17 protein-coding genes and 1 pseudogene are annotated in these 18,726 nt (G+C 75.2%); 6 read left to right on the top strand and 12 right to left on the bottom strand.

Features of this window, described 5'->3' with window-relative positions; translation table 11 throughout:
• Positions 1-54 precede the first annotated feature (54 nt).
• The 6 genes and pseudogenes from FJQ57_RS10395 to FJQ57_RS10370 form a co-directional block, all read right to left on the bottom strand.
• Positions 55-672, bottom strand: coding sequence for an alpha-ketoglutarate-dependent dioxygenase AlkB (locus FJQ57_RS10395; RefSeq protein ID WP_139979892.1), 618 nt, complete (start codon positions 670-672; stop codon positions 55-57).
• A 182-nt stretch (positions 673-854) separates the two neighbouring features.
• On the bottom strand, positions 855-1,601 hold the full coding sequence (locus tag FJQ57_RS10390) for a DinB family protein (RefSeq protein WP_246081734.1): 747 nt from the start codon (positions 1,599-1,601) through the stop codon (positions 855-857).
• A gap of 16 nt (positions 1,602-1,617) precedes the next feature.
• A complete protein-coding gene (locus FJQ57_RS23305; protein ID WP_139979890.1) occupies positions 1,618-2,046 on the bottom strand; it encodes a DUF6892 domain-containing protein in 429 nt (142 codons plus the stop codon).
• Between the two features lie 154 nt (positions 2,047-2,200).
• A pseudogene (locus FJQ57_RS23775) lies at positions 2,201-2,287 on the bottom strand (sigma factor); the annotation flags it as partial.
• A gap of 45 nt (positions 2,288-2,332) precedes the next feature.
• Entirely contained in the window at positions 2,333-2,986 is a 654-nt protein-coding gene (locus tag FJQ57_RS10375; RefSeq protein ID WP_139979888.1) for a hypothetical protein, read from the bottom strand.
• Between the two features lie 67 nt (positions 2,987-3,053).
• A complete protein-coding gene (locus tag FJQ57_RS10370) occupies positions 3,054-3,920 on the bottom strand; it encodes an EamA family transporter (RefSeq protein WP_246081733.1) in 867 nt (288 codons plus the stop codon).
• A gap of 83 nt (positions 3,921-4,003) precedes the next feature.
• On the opposite strand from FJQ57_RS10370, the gene FJQ57_RS10365 reads away from it, so the two are divergent.
• A complete protein-coding gene (locus FJQ57_RS10365; RefSeq protein WP_139979887.1) occupies positions 4,004-4,858 on the top strand; it encodes a LysR family transcriptional regulator in 855 nt (284 codons plus the stop codon).
• 4 nt (positions 4,859-4,862) lie between these two features.
• Here FJQ57_RS10365 and FJQ57_RS10360 read toward each other — a convergent pair whose 3' ends face one another.
• Positions 4,863-6,086 (bottom strand): acyl-CoA dehydrogenase family protein, encoded by a 1,224-nt coding sequence (locus FJQ57_RS10360; protein WP_139979885.1) that lies wholly within the window; start codon positions 6,084-6,086, stop codon positions 4,863-4,865.
• A gap of 48 nt (positions 6,087-6,134) precedes the next feature.
• The gene (locus tag FJQ57_RS10355; protein WP_139979883.1) at positions 6,135-7,709 is read right to left on the bottom strand and encodes a GMC oxidoreductase; all 1,575 of its coding nucleotides are present in this window, start codon (positions 7,707-7,709) and stop codon (positions 6,135-6,137) included.
• A gap of 82 nt (positions 7,710-7,791) precedes the next feature.
• On the opposite strand from FJQ57_RS10355, the gene FJQ57_RS10350 reads away from it, so the two are divergent.
• A complete protein-coding gene (locus FJQ57_RS10350; RefSeq protein ID WP_170219368.1) occupies positions 7,792-8,337 on the top strand; it encodes a TetR/AcrR family transcriptional regulator in 546 nt (181 codons plus the stop codon).
• Positions 8,338-8,370: 33 nt separating this feature from the next.
• Complete coding sequence (locus tag FJQ57_RS10345; protein WP_139979879.1) at positions 8,371-9,354, top strand: SMP-30/gluconolactonase/LRE family protein; 984 nt, start codon at positions 8,371-8,373, stop codon at positions 9,352-9,354.
• Between the two features lie 3 nt (positions 9,355-9,357).
• On the opposite strand, the gene FJQ57_RS10340 is transcribed toward FJQ57_RS10345, so the two are convergent.
• Positions 9,358-9,957, bottom strand: coding sequence for a PadR family transcriptional regulator (locus FJQ57_RS10340; RefSeq protein WP_170219367.1), 600 nt, complete (start codon positions 9,955-9,957; stop codon positions 9,358-9,360).
• A 254-nt stretch (positions 9,958-10,211) separates the two neighbouring features.
• Between FJQ57_RS10340 and FJQ57_RS10335 the strand changes: the two genes are divergently transcribed.
• The 3 genes from FJQ57_RS10335 (at position 10,212) to FJQ57_RS10325 (ending at position 14,655) form a co-directional block, all read left to right on the top strand.
• A complete protein-coding gene (locus tag FJQ57_RS10335; RefSeq protein WP_170219366.1) occupies positions 10,212-11,573 on the top strand; it encodes an outer membrane protein assembly factor BamB family protein in 1,362 nt (453 codons plus the stop codon).
• Between the two features lie 42 nt (positions 11,574-11,615).
• Complete coding sequence (locus FJQ57_RS10330) at positions 11,616-12,533, top strand: AEC family transporter (RefSeq protein ID WP_139979874.1); 918 nt, start codon at positions 11,616-11,618, stop codon at positions 12,531-12,533.
• A gap of 163 nt (positions 12,534-12,696) precedes the next feature.
• Positions 12,697-14,655, top strand: coding sequence for a hypothetical protein (locus FJQ57_RS10325; protein WP_139979872.1), 1,959 nt, complete (start codon positions 12,697-12,699; stop codon positions 14,653-14,655).
• A gap of 521 nt (positions 14,656-15,176) precedes the next feature.
• On the opposite strand, the gene FJQ57_RS10320 is transcribed toward FJQ57_RS10325, so the two are convergent.
• The 3 genes from FJQ57_RS10320 to FJQ57_RS10310 are packed head-to-tail and all read right to left on the bottom strand — an operon-like array spanning position 15,177 to position 18,667.
• Positions 15,177-15,806, bottom strand: a complete 630-nt coding sequence (locus FJQ57_RS10320) for a methyltransferase domain-containing protein (RefSeq protein ID WP_139979870.1) — start codon at positions 15,804-15,806, stop codon at positions 15,177-15,179.
• Between the two features lie 3 nt (positions 15,807-15,809).
• Positions 15,810-17,747, bottom strand: a complete 1,938-nt coding sequence (locus FJQ57_RS10315; protein WP_139979868.1) for a M3 family metallopeptidase — start codon at positions 17,745-17,747, stop codon at positions 15,810-15,812.
• Positions 17,744-18,667 carry a LysR family transcriptional regulator gene (locus tag FJQ57_RS10310; RefSeq protein WP_139979866.1) on the bottom strand — a complete coding sequence of 308 codons (924 nt, stop codon included), beginning with the start codon at positions 18,665-18,667 and terminating at the stop codon, positions 17,744-17,746. The genes FJQ57_RS10315 and FJQ57_RS10310 overlap by 4 nt, the downstream gene beginning before the upstream one ends.
• Between the last annotated feature and the right edge of the window lie 59 nt (positions 18,668-18,726).

Here is an 18,726-nt window from a genome sequence, read left to right as displayed (position 1 = left end):
TCCACCTGCTCGACCGCCTGGCCGGCGCCCCCCGGGGCGCCGGCCAGGTGCCGTCTACGGCGCGACCGAGAAGTTGAGGCTCAGCCGGGCGCCGGTCGGCGTGCGCTCCTTCGGCACGTCGTGCACGAAGTCGCGCTGGCAGCGCCCGCCCATCACGACCAGGTCGCCGCCCTGCACGACGTACGTCGTCGCCGGACCGCCCGCGGCCGGCCGGACCCGGAACCGCCGGGTCGCCCCCAGGCTCAGCACCGGCACGACCGCCTCCGACGCCCGCGCGGCCGGCTTGTCGGCGTGCCACCCGGTGCTGTCGTCGTGGTCGCGGTACCAGTTGATCCACAGCCGGGCGTAGGGGCGGTCGTAGCGCCGCGAGAGCACTGCTCCGAGGTGGCGGACCACCGGGAACGGCACCTCCGCGAGCACCGGGTGCTCGGCGGTCAGCCGCGGCTCGACCACCTCGCGGGTGTACATCCAGCGGCGCCGCTGGACCCACGTGTCACGCTCCTGCAGCTCGGCCATCAGCACCCGGTCGCCGGTGAGCCACCCCGGCACGTGGTCGACCCAGGACGTCTCGTCGAGCCAGGTGCGCGCGGCCGTCGCGAACGTCTCGTCGACGACCACCGGCCCCTCCGCCGGCCGCTCCGGCTCGAGGGAGAACAACGCGTCCTGCTCCACCCGCGCCACGCTAGCCACGCCCACCGACACCCCGGCGTACCCGCAATGCCCCGGGGGGCATCGGGACGGGCATGCAACTCACCGTCCGGTCGACCTGCCCGCCCGCATTCGGGCGGGTGAGTGGCCTCGGCGGTGAGGGAGTGCCCCGGAGCGCCCCCCGCCGGGCCCCACCGGGCCCGGGCTCACGCCGGACCGGACGGCCCGCGCGACGCGAGCACCGCGAGGTCGCGCACGGCGTACCGGTGGTGCTCCCACTCCTCCTCGAGCACGGTGCGCAGGCAGGCGAGCACGGTCACGCGGTGCTCGCTGTCCGGTGCGGCCCAGGGGTGGCGGCGCTGGGCGGCCAGGTCCGCCTCGGTGGTCGCGGCCACGACGTCGCGCACCATCGCGACGCGCTCGGCCCGCACCTCGAGCACCTGCGGCCAGGTGGGCGGGTCGGTCGCCCAGACCGACATGTCGTGGCCGTCGGTCTCGTACTCGGCGTTGGGCACGCCGAACGGGTGCCAGGGCCGCTCGACCTCGAGCACCCCGCCCCGCAGCCAGGTGTCGGTGGCCATCACGAGGTGGCGCAGCGTCTCGGCGAACGACCACTCCCCGTCGACCCGGACGTCGACCGACCCGTCCGGCAGCCCCGCTGCCCGGTCGACCGTGGCCGCCCACTGCGCCTCGACCGCGGCCCAGGCCTCGCGCAGGCCGGCGGGGTCGGTGGCGTGGCGCAGCGCCCGGCCGGGGAACCGGCGGTCGAGCTCGGCGTCGACGAAGGCCGTGACGTCGACACCGTTGACCAGGAACGGCCCCCCATCCCTGACCAGCCAGGGGGCGTCGACGTCGGCGCCGGTCACCTGCACCCCGCGCATGACCGCCCCGGAGAGGTCGCAGCGCACGAAGCGGGTGCCGCTGAGGTCGGTGTCGACGAGGTCGCGGGTCACCCGTGCAGGCTCGCGCTCAGAGCAGGTCGGCGTCCAGCCCCCGGGCCCGCAGCTGCTCGACGACCTCCTCGTCGCCGCCCATCACGGTGATGGACTCCAGCGCGGGCAGCAGGTCGAGGTCGTCCCACCGCTCGACGTCGAAGGCGCCGTCCTCGCCGTCCCACCGGGGGGCGACCTGCAGGTAGACCTCGTTGCCGCCGTCCATGTAGATCTCGTCGACCTCGGCGAGCAGCGCGGTCGGCACCTCGAGCGCGTCGAACCACGCCCGCACCTCCGGGATCGGCGCGTGGCCCTCGGCGTCGACGTCGATCGCGCGGTCGGTGTGCTGGGCCACGAAGTCGTGCACGTCGAACTCGGGCTGGATCAGCCCCTTGTCGTACATCAGCACCTGGACGACGGCGAGCTTGAGGTTGGAGTCGGTGAAGGCAGCGGGGGTGTCGGTCACGACGCCACCCTGACCGCCCCGCCCGGCCCCAAACCCCGGGGGTGCCAGCCGAGCCAATCGACGAGCTGGTCGGTGGTGGCCTCGTCGTCCTCGGGGTCGGCGATCCCGCCGGTCGTCGTCCACAGCGCGTACGCCGACCCGTCGGGCACTGGGCGTAGACCCGGATGCAGGTCTCCTGCACCAGGTCGGAGGCCCGGTCCCCGTCACCGCACAGCAGGTACGCCGTCCGCCGCAGCCGGCTCCGGCTCGACTGGGCGAGCTCGACGAACGACGCCGACCGTTCCCCTCACACGTCACCCCCCACCAACGAGCCGGGGGGCCGATCGGTCGCACCGGGACGCACGCCGATCCGGGACAGCTCGAGCTCGGCCAGCCGGCGTACGACGTCGGCGTCGCCGCGGCGGATCGCGCCGACCGGGTCGTCGCTCACCCGCACGACGCGGTGCAGCGGCAGGGTGGTGACCGCGCGCCAGGCGAACAGCTCGAGGTCGCCGCCGTCGGGCCCGCGCGCGAGGACCCGGTCGGCCGCGGTGGCGTCGAGCAGGAACCGCACCCGCCAGGGCAGGTAGCGGCGCAGGACGTAGAGGATCGGCAGGAGCGCTACGACGACACCGGCCCAGAAGGCGAGCCGCCGCACCGCCTCGGCGGTCGAGTCGCCGGCGTCGCCCATCGCGCTCGACGCCTCGGCGGCCTTGTCGAACGGTGCGGACACCTCGTCGCCGACGACCGGGGTGCCGTCGAGCACGCCCCCCGCGTCGGCCAGCGACCCGGACAGGTCCTCGGCGGCGGCCGAGATGCGCTCACCCGGGTCGGCGAGCACCTCGATGCCGTCGTGGACCACCGTCCCGAGCCACACCCACAGCACCAGCCAGCACACCACCGCGAAGTCGGCGGCGAGCTGGACGACGAAACGCGGGCCCGAGTCGGCGTACACCTTCATCGGCCCAGGTCAGCAGGGCCGGCCGAGACCGGGGACCACCCGGGTGGGCGTCAGGCCGCCGGCGACGTCACGGGAGGGCCGCGGCCACGGGGGCCGGCGTGCGCCGGCCGGTGCGGGCGGCGCCGACGCCGGCGAGGACCACGGCCACCACGCCCACGGCCGGGAGCAGGCCCGGCTGCTGGCCCAGGACGAGGAGCCCGATGGTGAGCGCGATCGCCGGCTCCAGGGCCATCAACGTGCCGAAGGCGGCGGCCTCCAGCTGCCGCAGGGCGAGCATCTCCAGGGCGAAGGGCACCAGCGGCAGCAGCACGGCCAGGCCCAGGCCGAGCAGCAGCACCTCCGGGTCGAGACGACCGACGGTCGCGGGGCCGGCCACCACCGAGGCGACGACGGCGGCCACCGGCAGCGACACGGCCAGGCCGGCGATGCCGTCGGCGCCGTCGCCGACGCGTTGGGTGAGCAGGATGTAGCCGCCCCAGCAGGCCGCGGCCGCGAGGGCGAAGGCCACGCCGACCGGATCGGTGCTGCCCGCCCACGGCTCGGTGAGCAGCACCACCCCGACCGCCGCGAGGGCGGCCCAGGCGCGGGCCGGCCCTCGGCTGCGGGCGACCGCGACGGCGAGCGGTCCGGTGAACTCGAGCGCACTCGCGGTCCCCAGCGGGATGCGCGCGACGGCCTCCATGAAGCACAGCGTCACCCCGGCCGTCACCACGCCCAGCAGCGCGCCGGCGCGCAGCGTGTCCCGGTCGAAGCGGCCGGGCCGCGGCCGGACCACGACCAGGATGAGCAGTGCAGCCCAGGTCAGGCGCAGCCACGCGGTGCCGGCGGCACCGAGGTGGTCCATGAGCCCGATCGAGGCGGCCAGCCCGAGCTGGACGCACGTCATGGAGGCGACGGCCAGGGTGGCGCCGCGGTGAGCGGTCGGTGGGGTCACCAGAGCAGTGGACCGTGACCCGACCGTCCGCGTCCACGTGACGGGAGTGGACACACCGTTCGCGTTCTGCGGACAATCGCCGCGTGGACGTGCGCCGGCTCCGGTTGCTCCTCGAGCTGTCCCGCCTCGGGTCGATGCGCGAGGTGGCCGAGGAGCTCGGCACCACGACCTCGACGGTCTCGCAGGGGATCGCGGCCCTGGCCGCCGAGGTGGGGTGCGCGCTGGTCGAGCCCGAGGGCCGACGGGTGCGGCTCACCCCGGCCGGCACCAGGCTGGCCGAGCACGCCGTGCACGTCATCGCCGCGATCGAGGCCGCGCGGGCCGACCTCGACCCCGCCGCCCGGCCGAGCGGCGTCGTCCGCGTCGCCGGGTTCGCCACCGCCGTGCGCCGGTCGCTGCTGCCCGCGGTGGAGCGGCTCGCGGCGGAGCACCCCGCGGTCGAGGTGCGCGTCCTCGAGCTCGAGCCGCAGGAGGCCCTCGAGGCCCTCCACCGCGACGACCTCGACCTGGCCCTGGCCTACGACTACGACCTGGCCCCGCACGACTGGAGCCCCGACCTGGAGGCCACCGCGCTGTGGCAGGTGGCCTGGGGGCTCGGGGTGCCCGACGCCGATCGCGGCTCACGGCTGGCCGACTTCGCCGACCGGCCGTTCGTCGTCAACTCGCGCGGCACTGGCGACGAGCGGGTGCTGCGCACCCTCGGCGCCCTCGCGGGCTTCGCGCCCCGCGTCGTGCACCGGGTCGACTCCCTCGACCTGGTCGACGACCTCGTGGTCGCCGGGCTCGGCGTCGCCCTGCTGCCGACCGACCGCCGACCACGCACCGGCGTGCGCGTGCTGCCCCTCACCGACCCGCCCGTGCTGCGGGCCCACGCCGTCGTACGCCGGGGGCGGGCGACCTGGCCGCCGGTGCGGGCGGTGCTGGAGCGGCTCCGGTGAGGCGTCAGCGGATGGGCGCGCCCGAGATCGTGCGGGCGATGACGAGCCGCTGGATCTCGCTGGTGCCCTCGAAGATCGTGTAGATCTTCGCGTCGCGCGACCAGCGCTCGACGGGGTACTCGCGCGTGAAGCCGTTGCCGCCGAGGATCTGCATGGCCTTCTCGGTCACCTTGATCGCGGTCTCGCCGGCGAACAGCTTGGACTGCGAGCCCTCGGCCGCGCCGAACTCCTTGCCCGTCGCGGCCATCCACGCCGCGCGGTGCACGAGCAGGCGGGAGGCGTCGATGCTGACCTTCATGTCGGCCAGGGCGAAGGCGATGGCCTGGTTCTCGATGATCGGCTTGCCGAACTGCTCACGGGTCTTGGCGTAGTCGAGCGCCACCTCGTACGCCGCCCGCGCGATGCCGATGGCCTGCGCGCCGACCGCGGGGCGGGTGCGCTCGAACGTCGCCATCGAGGCGTTGCCCTTGCCGCTGCCGCCCTCGCGGGCGCGGGCGAGGCGGGCGTCGAGCTTCTCCTTGCCGCCGAGCAGGCAGCGGCCCGGCACGCGGACGTTGTCGAGCACGACCTCGGCGGTGTGGCTGGCCCGGATGCCGTGCTTGTGGAACTTCTGGCCCTGGCTGAGGCCCTTGGTGCCCGGCGGGACCACGAAGGAGGCCTGGCCGCGGGTCTTGAGGTCGGGGTCGACGACCGCGGTGACGACGTGGACGTCGGCGATGCCGCCGTTGGTGGCCCAGGTCTTGGTGCCGTTGATGACCCACTCGTCGGTCGCCTCGTCGTACCGCGCCCGGGTGCGCATGGCGCCCACGTCGGAGCCGGCGTCGGGCTCGGAGGAGCAGAACGCGCCGAGCTTGAGGTCGCCGGGCGAGCCGAACATCGCCGGCACCCACTCCAGGACCTGCTCCTGGGTGCCGTTGCTGCTCACGCCGGCCGCGGCCAGCGCGGTGCCGACGATGGCCAGGCCGATGCCGGCGTCACCCCAGAACAGCTCCTCCATCGACACCGGGATGCCGAGGCCGGTGGGGTCGAAGCCCTGGGTGGCGAAGAAGTCCATCGAGTAGATGCCGGCCTTGGCCGCCTCCTCGACGACGTCCCAGGGGAACTCCTCCTTCTCGTCCCACTCCGCGGCGGCGGGGCGGATGACGTCGGCGGAGAAACCGTGCAGCCACTCCTGCAGGTCACGGTGGTCGGGGGTGAGGTCGAAGGACGGCGCGGGCGACTCGGTCACGTCGGCGAGGTTAGCGCGACACCGTGTCCGCCGACAGGAGGATCCAGGTCACACGTGTGCACCGACGTCGTGCCGGACGATGCGCCGCAGGGCGCGTTCAGCGAGCGCGGCGATGGTCATGGAGGGGTTGCAGGCCGCCGCGCTGCCGGGCAGCAGCGCCCCGTCGAGGACGTAGAGCCCCCGCTGGCCCTTGACCCTCCCGGCCAGGTCGCAGACCCGGCCGAGGTTGGCGCCGCCCATCGGGTGCCAGGTCGACGGCACGACCGCGTTGGTGTCGAGCAGCACGGAGGCGGGACCGGCGATGCGGCGTACCCGTGGGCCGATGCGCTCGGTCTGGATGACGTGGTCGGCCTCGGGCGCCCACTGCAGCCGGGTGGTGTCGGTGAGCCCGTCGTAGGCCCACCGGCCGCGGGCGTCGCTGACGCCGTACCCCACGAGCATGGTGGTGTTGGGGTCGACCTGCGCGCCCGCGACCAGGATGGGCGGGATCGAGGCCTGGATGACGGTGTTGGCGCGACGCGGGTCGTCCCACTCCTTGCTGCCGAAGACGACCGGGCCGCCCTGCACCGGCCCGAGCCGCTCGTCGAGGCTGGTCCAGGCGTAGATCCGGTCGGCGTTGGTGCCCCAGCCGGAGCCGAGCGCGTCGGGCAGGTCGGGCACGTCGCCGAGCGCGGCCGCGCGCACCAGCAGCTGGGTGGTCGCGGCGCTGCCGGCGCCCATGACGAGCGTGGGCGTGGTGATGACCAGCTTCTCCCGCGTGGTGCCGCGCACGTCGGTGCGGTCGACCTCCACCTGCCACTCCCCCCGCCGCGTGCGGCGCACGCGGGTCACCCGGTGCAGCGTGCGGGCCTCGAGCCGGCCGGTGGCCTCGGCCCGCTCGAGGTAGGTGTTGTCGAGGGAGTGCTTGCCGCCGTTGTTGACCCCGATCGCGCCGTCACCGTTGGTGTACGCCGGGCGCATCTCGCCCCGCAGCTCGCGCAGCGCGAAGGACCAGTCGATGGGCATGGGGATGCGGTCGACGTCGTACCCCGCCTCCAGCGCGCGCCGGCGGAAGATCCGGGTGACCCGATAGCCGTCGGAGCCGACGAGCGCGTCGGGGGCGGTGCGCAGGCGCAGCATCCGCCGCACGGTCGGGTAGTGCTCGCGGTGCATCTCGTCCCAGTCGACGCCCCCGGGGAACTCCTCCTCGAAGACGGCCCGGGCGGGCTCGAGGCTCATGCCCTGGTAGGTGAGCGACCCGCCGCCCCACCCGTTGCCGGTCATCACGGTCATGGTCGGGCTCGTGGTGGCGTTGAACAGCCCGGCGTACGGCGCCAGCGAGACCGGCCGGCCGAACAGCTGCGGCGCCGAGCCGTAGAACAGCACCCGCTCGTCGATGCTGCTGACCGTCGGGAAGGTGCGCGCGTTGGGCCCCGTCGGCCACCGGCGGCCCTGCTCGAGGACGGTCACCGGGACGCCGGCCCGGGTCAGGCGCAGCGCGGTGACGGCTCCCCCGAAGCCCGAGCCGACCACCACCACGCGACGACGCAGGCGGCGGGTGCGGACCGCGGCGTGGGCGGGGACGAGCGGTGCGGCGGTGGTGCCGGCTCCGGCGAGCAGGACGGTACGACGGCTGGCGTGCACGAGGACTCCCGAGGTCTCGGTGGACGACTGTCCACCGCAACCTATACAGGTGTCTCAGTTGCGTCACGCCTACGATCACGGGGTGGACAGCCTGCGCGCCGACGGCCGGCGCAGCCGGCGCGCGATCCTCGACGCCGCCGCGGCCACCGTGCTCGAGGGCGGCGACCTCGGCTACAGCGCGCTGGCCCGGCGCGCGGGCGTCACCCGGGCCACGGTCTACCGGCACTTCCCCGAGCCGCAGGCGCTGCTCGGCGAGGTCGGGCGCGAGCTGGCCACGACCTTCCTCGAACCGCTGCTGGCGCGGATGGACGCGGCGCCCGTGGCCGAGGCCTGGCGGCAGCTGGCCGAGCTCGTCGTCTCCCAGGTCGACGCCGCCGCGACCCTGGCCACGGAGATCGGGTCGGTGGAGCGCCTGGCGCGGCTGGCGGTGGGCGACGAGCCGATCACCTCGTTCCTGGACCGCCGCGTCGCCCGGGGCGAGGTCACCACCGACCTGCCGACGGCGTGGCTCGCCCAGGCCGTCCGCGCCCTGTGCCTGGCCGCTCTCGAGGACCACGACCGGCCGCCCGCCGACCGCGTCGACCTGCTGACCGCGGCCCTGGTGCGGCTGACCTCGCCCCGGGGGTGAGGGACGGACGGTCCCGCGAGGCGACCATGGGGCATGCGCCTCGGAGCCCGCCTGTCCACCGTCGTCGTCACGCTGACCACCAGCCTCGCCACCGCCGCCGCGCTCGCGACCCCCGTCGCGGCCACGGCCGCCCCGGTGGCCGACCGGCCGGCGAAGCCGCGCCCACCGGCGGCCTTCCCGCTGCCCGACGGGTTCCAGCCCGAGGGCATCGCCGTCCAGGGCCGCTTCGGCTACTTCGGCTCGCGCGTCGACGGCGACATCTACCGCGCCAACCTGGCCACCGGTCGCGGCAAGGTCGTCAGCCAGGGCCCGGGCACCCCGTCCATCGGCCTCAAGGTCGGCCCGCGCGACCGCCTGTACGTCGCGGGCGGGGACGCCGGCACCGTGCGCATCGTCAGCGCCCGCACCGGCAAGATCCTGCGCTCGCTGCGGCTCAACACCGCCGAGTCGTTCGTCAACGACGTCGTGATCACGCCGCGCGCCGCCTGGTTCACCGACTCGCGCGCCGCCCAGCTCTACCGGGTGCCGATCCACCGCGACGGCCGCCTGCCGCGCCGGGCCGACGTCCGCACCCTGCGCCTGCGGGGCGACTGGGTGCAGCCGCCGGCGGGCACCAACGGCGCCAACGGCATCACGACCACCGTGCGCGGCCGGGGCCTCGTCGTGGTCAACGGCACCGACGGCACGCTCTTCCGGGTGCCCACCACCGGGGCCCGCCGGGGCGTCGCGCGCCTGGTCGACCTGCGCGGGGCCACCGTGACCAACGGCGACGGGCTCCTCCGCGAGGGCCGCCGCCTGTACGTCGTGCGCAACCGCGCCAACCTGGTCGCCGTCCTCCGCCTGGCCCGCGACTCGCGCGCCGCCCGGCAGGTGCGCACCCTGACCTCGCCCGCCTTCGACGTGCCGACCACCGTGGCCCGCTGGCGCGACGCGCTCTACCTGCCCAACGCCCGGTTCACGACCGAGCCGACCCCCACCACGCCGTACGACGTGGTGCGGGTGCGCGACCCCCGCTGAGCCTCACGCGTCGCGGTCGACGTCGGGGTCGTCGGCGTCGGGGCCGTCCGGCCCGTCGGCCAACACGCCGTACAACCGGCGCCGGGCGTCGGCCAGGATGTCGAGCGCGGCGCGACGCTGGGCGTCGGAGCCCTGGCTGACGATCTGCCAGACCGCGGGCATCACCTGGTTGAGCTCGGCCTTGAGGTCGGAGCGGCCGCTGCGGCCCTCCTTCTCGGCGCGGTCGGGCACCGCCGCGAACGGCGTCCAGACGCCGGCCACCTCCTCGCCGTGCTCGGCGAGGTAGGCGCGGCCGGCGTCGGTCAGCCGGAGCGGGCGGCGTCCGCGCTCGTCGGCGCTCTCCTCGACCAGGCCCTCGTCGGTGAGGAGCTGGAGCGTCGGGTAGACCGAACCGGGGCTGGGCCGCCACGCGCCGCCGCTGCGCTCGGTGATCTGCTGGATGACCTGGTAGCCGTTGAGCGGCTCCTCGGCCGGCGCCTGCGCCAGCACGTCGAGGATGGCGAACCGCACGTCGCCGCGGCGCACGCGCGGGCCACGTCCGCGCTCGGGTCGGGCGATGCCGAACAGCTCCGCGACCCACGGCGGCGGGCCTCCGGGCCCCATGCCGAAGGCGCCGAAGCCGCCCTCCTCGCCGGCCCAGCCGCCGCGACCGCGTCCGCGGTGCTGCTGCCAGGGTTGGTCGGGCCCTCCGGCCCACTGCCTGCTTCGTCCTCGGTGTCCCATCGCGGGACCTCCCTCTGTCTCGTGGGTATCGCGACCCCTCTTTCACTGTGTCGCGATATATCGCAAGCGTACGCCGAGCCGTCGCCGCGTTCGAGCCCGTTTCCCGCAGCGCGTCCGGCGGGACACTCCCCGGGGTGCGCCCCCTCCCGCTCGCGGCCCTCGCCCTCGTCCTCGCCGTCACCGCGTGCAGCGGACCTGACGGGGACGACGGGCCGGGCCCGACCCCCACCACGACCACGACGTCGTCGGCCCCCGTCCCGCCGCTGCCCGAGCTCGCCCTCGACGACCAGGTCGCACCGGTGGTGACCGAGGCCGGCCCCGTGGTGACCGCGAAGGGGGTCGGGCTGCGCGGCAACCTGCGGGCGCAGGTCGTCGGCGACCTGCTCGCGTTCTCCGGCACCCCACGCCCCGACGGCTCGACGTCCCGCACGACGGTGGTCGACCTGCGCAGCGGACGGCCGCTGTGGACCCGGCGCGACGACGAGCCGCTGCCCAGCGGGGCCTACCCCGACCCGGGCGTGCTGACCGCGACCGAGCGTGGCCCGCTCGTCGTCTCGCGCTACTACGCCGACGGCTGCGCCTACGACTGCCCGGCCGAGCCGGACGAGCAGACCGGCGTGGTGGCTGTGGACGCGCGCACCGGCCGGCCCGTCTGGGGTCGCGGGCTGACCGGAGCCCGCACGACGGGTGGCCTCCGGGCGGCGACGGGGGATGCGGTGGCGGACCCGCGATCGCAGCTGTGGGCCGCGAGCCCCGCGGTCGTCGTGGCCGAGGCCGGCGCCCGGGAGGGCCTCACCGACGACGACGCGGACGCGTCGAACCCCGTGGCGCTCGTCGGCCTCGACCCCGCCACCGGCCGGCAGCGCTGGACTCGGCCCCACCTGCGGTTCCTGGCCATGGTGCCGCGCTCCCCCGCCGGCGAGGAGCTCGTGCTCGGCCGCACCCAGGAGGACGAGGCCCAGCTGACCGCCCTGGACGCCCGGACGGGCGAGGTCCGCTGGCGCGGTCCCGAGATCGCCACGCGCTACGCCCTGACCAGCGTCGGACCGTCGACGATCGTCCTCGACGTCGCGAACACACCGGTGCTGCTCGACAGCAGGACCGGACGCGAGCTCGCCCAGCAGCTGCCCGAGGGCACGGGTCTCTGTGCGCGGTGGGTGCGGGGCTACCTCGACGTCGCGTGCGCCTGGCGGGACCCAGCGGGCGAGCTCGACGAGCGGCTGGTCACCCTCGGTCCCGACGGCGAGCTCGCGCTCTCCCCCGTGGGCGTGCCCGAGGCCGGTCTCCGCCCGCTCTCGCCCCGGCTGATCCTCGGCGACCTGGTCGCGTTCGACGCCATCGGCGAGGGCCCCACCGTCGTCGTCGACCGAGCCGGCTCGATCGTGCGCGACAACGCCCCCGGGGAGCTGCTCGACCTCACGGCGTCGTACCTGGTCGTGCAGGAGAGCGACGGACTCACCGGTCCGGAGGCGATCGAGGTGCTGCGGCGGCGGTGACCGCCCGGTTCTGGCCCCGGCACGCCTGCGAGCATCGTCTCGATGACCGGGGTGCTGAGCGGGTTCGCGACGATCGCCGTCGTCGTCGGGCTCGGGATGGTGCTCGCGCGGGGCCGGGTGCTCGACGAACCGGGGCTGCGCACGCTGCAGGCGGTCGCGTTCTTCCTGGCCAGCCCGGCCCTGCTGTTCACGGTGCTGCAGGACAGCGAGGTCACCGACCTCTTCTCCGGCACGTTCCTGGCCCTGGCCGCGGGGGTGGTGGCGACCGGGGCGTGCACGCTGGTCGTCTCGCGCCTGCAGCGTCGCGACGCGGGCAGCACGGTCGTCGCCGCCCTGTGCTCGTCATACTGCAACGCCGGCAACCTCGGCATCCCCATCGCCTTCTACGTGCTCGGCGACGCGGCCCTGGTGGCGCCGGTCCTGCTGCTGCAGCTGGTCGTCCTGCAGCCGCTCGCGCTGACGGTGCTCGACGCGGTCGCGGCGCCCGAGCCGCTGCCCCTGCGCCGGGTGCTCACCCGGCCGCTGCGCAACCCGATCACCATCGCCAGCCTGGCCGGCGTCGTCGTCGCCCTCACCCAGGTCGACGTGCCGGCGGCCGTGCTCGACCCGCTCGAGCTCGTCGGCGGCCTGGCCGTGCCCGCCATGCTGCTGGCCTACGGCGCCGCGCTGTGGCTCGGCCCGCTCCCCGGGCGGGGCGTCCGCCCGACCGACCTCGGCGTCGCGGTGGGGCTCAAGCTGCTGGTGCAGCCCCTCGCGGCGTACGCCGTGGGCCGGGCGACCGGCCTCGACGACACCGCCCTGCTCGCGGTCACCGTCATCTCCGCCCTGCCCACCGCCCAGAACGTCTACGTCATCGCCACCCGCTACGGCCGCGAGGAGCTGCTGGCCCGCGACGCCATCTTCGTCAGCACGCTGGGGTGCGTGCCCGTGGTGACGGTCATCGTCGCCCTGCTCGCCTGAGGGCGGCTCGTCGGACGGCGGCTCGTCGGAGGCCGGCGGAGGGGTTGCCGGGAGCCGTCACCCCCCGATGTGAGGACAGGCGGGCCCTCCGGGACGGAGACTCGCACCCTCGGGCCCACCCACGACACGGCGACCGCGCCGCGTGCGACCCCAGGAGCCGTCCGTGCCCCACCACCTCGCTGCCCGGGCGTGCTGCGCGCTGGTGCTGCTCGTGTCCCTCCTCGCGGTGCCGTCGGCGCAGGCCGAGGAGACGCTCCCGGTCGAGGAGCGGGCGTTCACCTGGGTCTCGGGCAGCCCGGTGATGGGAGTCCCCTTCCGCGGCTCGTTGTACTTCCGGGCCAGCGACCGGGTCCACGGCCAGCAGATGTGGCGCTCGGACGGCACACCGGAGGGCACCGCCATGGTCACCGACGACCTCGGCGAGCGCGGGGGCGGCTTCAGCCTGTACGCGACGACGGACCGGCTCTTCATGGTGACGGTCGGTGGTCAGGTCCACGTCGGAGACGAGACCGGCCAGTTCGAGCGGGTGACCGGCTTCGACGGGCTGCCGACCGGCGACGAGGACATGATCGTCGGCACCATCGGCGACCGGTTCGTCTTCGCCGACCGCGACCACGCCTTGTACGCCGTCGACCCGGGCCTCACCGCGGCCCGACGGTTCAGCCCCGGGTACGGCCAGTTCGAGTTCTCCAGCGGGACGATGGCCGTCCTCGACGGCTGGGGCTACTTCGCAGGCTGGTCCTCAGGGCCGTCGGACTCGCCGTACAGGGGGATCGAGCTCTACCGCACCGACGGGGTCACCACCGAGCTGGTCAAGGACCTCCGCCCCGGACCTGACAGCGGCACGCCGCACGGCTTCCGCACCATCGGTGGACGCGTCTGGTTCAGCTCCGGGCCGACCCTGTGGACGACCGACGGCACCCCGGAGGGGACGCGGCGGTTCGCGGCCGCGTCGGGGCCAGGGGACCTCGCCTCGACCGTGGAGCTGCCGGGCCGCACCGACAAGCTCTTCCTCCTCTCCGACGTCCACCAACGGCTCTGGCTCTCCGACGGCACCGCTGCCGGCTCGCGGGAGGTCATGCGCGAGCAGTCCGGCCTCACCGTCCTCGCTGCGACGGCCCGGCACCTCTACGTGACGACCACCACCGATCGGCCCTCGCCCCTCGGGCCCAGGACCGAGGCCCAGCGGCTGCTGTGGCGGGTCGACGCGGCGACCGGTCGGCCGGCGTTCGTCGCCGGGCTGCCGGACGCACCGACCGGGGGGTCCTACTCGGCCGTGGTCGGCGACCTCGTCTACTTCACGGGGTGGTCCGACTTCGGGCGGGTCCTGTGGCGCACCGACGGCACCACGCGGGGGACGTTCCCGCTCTCGCGCGGAGGCCTGGAGGGCCCGACCCTCGGTGGCGACCCCGACCTCTCCCTGCTCGGGGCCATCGGAGGGCGCGTGCTGGTGGCCTCGCACGTCCGTCGGTCCGACGGCTCCGTGTCCGACGACCGGCAGCTGCAGAGCATCGACACCACCCGGCCGTCGCGGGTGCGTGCGGCGACGACGGCGCCGCGCATCACCGGCACCGCCCGGCCCATCGGCGAGCTGACCGTCTCCCGGGGCGTGTGGACGACCGCCCCCAACCTCTACCGCTACCAGTGGTTCCGCAACGGCGTGGCGCTCGACCCCGCCTTCTTCGGCGGGCCGCGGCTGGCGCTGCACCCGGACGGGCAGCGGGTGCAGGGCGAGGACCGCCACCGGCTCTTCGTGCGTCCCGGTGACCGCATCCACGCCGTCGTCACGGCCTCCGGGATCGGTTCGCCACCCGCCGGCGCAGCCTCCGCGCCGGTGGTCATCGCGCCGCTCCTGCCGGCCGCCGGGCGGGGCCGAGCCGTCATCCGCGGACGGCCGGAGGTGGGTGAACGCCTCACGGTCCGGTTCCCCGCCCCGACACGGGGGGCGCGCGTCTTCTACCGCTGGCGGGTGGGCGGCCAGCGCGTGCCCGAACGCACGCGGCACCTGCGGATCACCCGTGCGTTCGTCGGTCGGCAGGTGCGCGTCCAGGTCGACGTGCGCCATCCCGGGCGCGCGGCCGTCCACTTCCTGTCGAGGCGGACGGGCCCCGTTCGCCCCTGAGCAGCACCCAGCCCCCCGGAGAGCCGGCCGCTCCTGTCACCTCCCGGGCCTCGCTCGGGTGGTGTCCTCGGACGGCACGCTGCCGGCGGGCGACCCTGACCGTCAACCGACCGACGGCGGCCTCCACCTGGAGCCGCGGAGGCGGACGACCGCCACGGAGCCCCGACCTGTGCGACCGGGAGGGCGGCGCCGTGCGGGGCGGGTCCGGGAACGGCTGTGCCCGTCGATCCAGGGCCGCGGCCGGCCCGCGCCCGCCGAGCGGCAGGGTCGGGCCGCCCTCGGCAGGCGTCAACCGGACGGTGACGGCAGCCGAGTCGGCGTACCGGGACCTCGTGGACGACAGGCGACCTGGGTGTCACCGCTCGAGCGGTGAGGTCGCCAGGCCGACACCCCTCGCATGAACGCAGATCTGTCCCCCGTCGGCTCGAGCGCCCCGAGCACCCGGTGGACCGACGCCTACGTCGACCTGGTCCGCACGGCGCGCTGAGGGCGCGGTCGTCCCGTCGGCGGGAGGCCCCGGTTCAGGCCGAGCGGGCCCAGGCGGCGTACAGCGGGTCGCCGCGGCGGCCGGGGTTGCGCAGCTCGGTGCGGACGTCGTCGAAGCCGGCGCGCTCGAGGTAGGCACGCACGATGGCGGCGCGGCCCGCCTCGTCGGTGGACAGCCAGCCGCGGATCACCTTGGTCGGGAAGCAGCGGTTGCTGAAGGTGAGCACGACGACGCCGCCGGGCCGCAGGACCCGGTCGACCTCGCGGAGCACCTCGACGGGGCGGACGAGGTAGTCGATCGAGACGCAGCACGTCACCGCGTCGACGGACGCGTCGGCGAAGGGCAGGGTGGGGTCGACGTTGAGGTCCTGGACGACGCGCTCGTCGGCGAGCGGGTTGGCGTCGAGCTCGGCGGCGTTCATGCCGAGCACGGCCAGGCCGCCGTCGGGCCGCCGGGACAGGTGGGAGACCCACGAGGACATCAGGTCGAGCACCCGGCCCTCGGGCACGCCGAGCTCGTCGTAGAGGCGGGTGACCGCGGCGATGGCCGCGTCGTCGATGTGGGTGACGAGTCGCGGCGGGGCGTAGAAGTCGGCGTCGTCGCGCTCGTCGGCGCGGTCGAAGAACCCCGGCGGCCAGGCCCCGCCCCCGTCACCGTCGGCCACGGCTCAGCCCGCCAGCCAGGCGGCGTAGGCGTCGAAGGTGTAGGGCCGGCCGAGGAAGTCGGCGACGAGGTCGGCGGCGTCCTTGGTGCCGCCGGCGGCCAGCACCCGGTCGCGGTAGCGACGGGCGACCTCGGGGGCGAAGAGGTCGTCGCCGGAGAAGGCGCTGAAGAGGTCCTTGGCGATGACCAGCGACCACATGTAGGTGTAGTAGGCCGAGCTGTAGCCGCCGAGGTGGCCGAACGAGGCGTACATGTGGGTGCCGGGCTGGTAGGGCCAGGCGGAGTACTGCTCCTGCAGCTCGACCATCCGCGCGGTCAGGTCGGCCGGTCGCTCGACGTGGAAGCGGTAGGACATCGCGGCGTAGAACATCTGGGTCCGCGCCTGCGCGCCCTTGCCGAAGTCGTCGCTGGCCCGCATCGCCCCGACCAGCTCGGTCGGGATCGGCTCGCCCGCAGCGTTGGTGGCGAAGCCGCGCAGCACCTCGGGGTCCCAGGCCCACTCCTCGAGCATCTGGCTGGGCGCCTCGACGAAGTCCCACTCGGTGGCGACGCCGGCGAAGCGCGCCCAGTCGACGTGGCCGCCGAGCACGTGGTGCACCAGGTGCCCGAACTCGTGGAACAGCGTCACCACGTGGTCGTGCTCCATCAGGCCGCGGCTGAAGTTGCACACGAGCACGCCCTCGGGCTGCTGCACCCCCCGCACGCCGTCGGTGAGCGTGAACTGCGCGGCGTGCTTGTACTTGCCCTCGCGCGGGTGCAGGTCGAGGTAGATGCGGCCCAGGCCCTCGCCGGAGTCGACGTCGACCACGTCGTACGCCGTCACGTCGGCGTGCCAGACCGGGGCGTCGGGCACCTCGTCGTACCGGAGCCCGAAGAGCCGACCCGTCACGTCGAGCAGGCCCGCGCGCACCTTCTCGAACGCGAAGTAGGTGCGGACCTCCTGCGAGTCGACCTCGAGCTGCTCGCGGCGCACGGCCTCGAGGTAGTAGGGGGCGTCGGCGCCGCTGACCTGCTCGGCGTCGGGGAAGTCCTTCCGGTAGCGCTCGAGCAGGGTGGCGAGCTCGCGCTGCATCGGCTCGGCCGCCGCCTCGGCGATGCGGTCGATGAACGCGGCGATGGCCGGGCCCTCGCCGATCATCTTGACCTCGGCGTCGTAGGAGGCCCAGTCGTCGTAGCCGACCAGGGTGGCGAGCTCGTGGCGCAGGTCGAACAGCTCGCGCAGCAGCGGGTCGGTCTGCGGGTAGCCCCGGTCGAGGAACGCCTCGAGCATCTCGCGGCGCACCTCGGGGTCGTGGGCGAACTGCCGGGTCGGCACGGCGTCGGGGTAGTCGGTGGTGATGGTGACCAGGCCGTCGTCGTCGGCCGGGTGGGCCTCGCGGAAGTCGGCCGGCAGGCCGTCGAGCTGCTCGGGCCGCACCCGGATGGTGCGCACGTCGTCGCGCACGGCCTTGCCGAACTCCTGGTCGAGCTCGGTCATCCGCTCCTGGATGGCGGTGATGCGGGCGCGGGTCTCGTCGTCGCGGTCGACGCCGGCGCGGCGGAAGTCGCGGCGCACCTTCTCCAGCAGGCGGGTGGCCTGCTCGTCGAGCCCGGAGCCGTCGAGGCCGTCGAAGAGCTCGAACAGCCCGCGGTCGAGGGACAGCTCGGTCGAGAGGCGGCTGACGTCCTGCTCGGCCCGCTCGGCGGTGGTGCGGACGGCCTCGTCGGGGTGCACGTTGCCGATGAGCGAGCCCATGGCGGCGACGTTGCCGAGGTGGAGCGAGAGCGCGTCCCAGCGACGCAGGACCTCGAGGGTGTCACCGGTCGGGGGCGCGGTGCGCAGCCCGTCGACGACCTCGCGGGCGGCGGCGAGCCCGGCGGCGGCACGGTCGCGGACCCAGGCGTTCCAGGCGGCGGGATCGGTCGGCAGCGAGAGGGGCGCAGGGGTGGCGGGCTGGCTCACGGGGCCAGGGTACGGGCGGCGATGGCCACCAGGTCGCGCACCGGTCCCGCGGGCGGCGCGGCCGCCCCGACCCACACCGCCCGGAACGCGCGCCGCGGCGCCAGCGTCGTCGCGACGACGGCGAGGTGGCCGCTGTCGAGGTCGCGGGCGACCGCGCGGCGGCTGAGGAAGGCCGGCGCGCTGCCGGCCAGCACGGCCTCGCGGACGGCGGTCGTCGTGGTCAGCTCGACGGCCGGCTCGGCCAGGGCGAGCCCGTGCTCGGCGAGGGCCTGCTCGACGACCTCACGGGTGCCGGACCCGGCCTCGCGGCCGGTGAGCGCCAGCGCCGCGACCTCGGCCGGGTCGAGCGGACGGCGCCGCCGCGCCAGCCGGTCGCCGGCGGCGACGACCAGCACCAGCTCGTCGTGCGCGACCACCCGGGACCGCACACCCCGCGGCGCGCGGACGCCCTCGACGAACCCGAGGTGCGCCACGCCGTCGCGCACCGCGTCCTCGACCTGGTGGCTGTTGGCCGCGGTCAGGCTGACCGCGGTCGGCGTCGTGCCCGCGGCGACCTGGCGCTGGCGCAGCTGCACCAGCCACCGCGGCACCAGGCCGTCGGCCACGGTCATGCTCGCCCACACCGCCAGGTCGCGCGACCGCTCCCCCCGCAGCCCCTCCACGGCCGTCTCGATCTCGTCGGTGAGGTCGATCAGCCGGGCCGCCCACTCGCACACGACCACGCCCTCCGGCGTGAGCTCCGACCCGCGCGGGCCGCGGCGCACGAGGGTGAGACCGGTCTGCGCCTCGACCGAGCGCAGCCGCTCCGAGGCCGACTGCTGGGTCGTGCCGACCTCGCGGGCCGCCGCGCCGATGCTGCCGTGGCGGCCGATCGCGACCAGCAGCCGCAGGCCGGCCAGGTCGGGCACGCGGGAGCTCACCGGTTGATCCTGTCACAGCCTCGGCCTGTGAGCGCACAGGTCGGAAGCCACTACTGCGC

Origin of the sequence: Nocardioides litoris, assembly GCF_006346315.1 — a bacterium.
Classification (GTDB): domain Bacteria; phylum Actinomycetota; class Actinomycetes; order Propionibacteriales; family Nocardioidaceae; genus Nocardioides; species Nocardioides litoris.
This window is presented reverse-complemented; position numbering and strand designations above follow the sequence as displayed.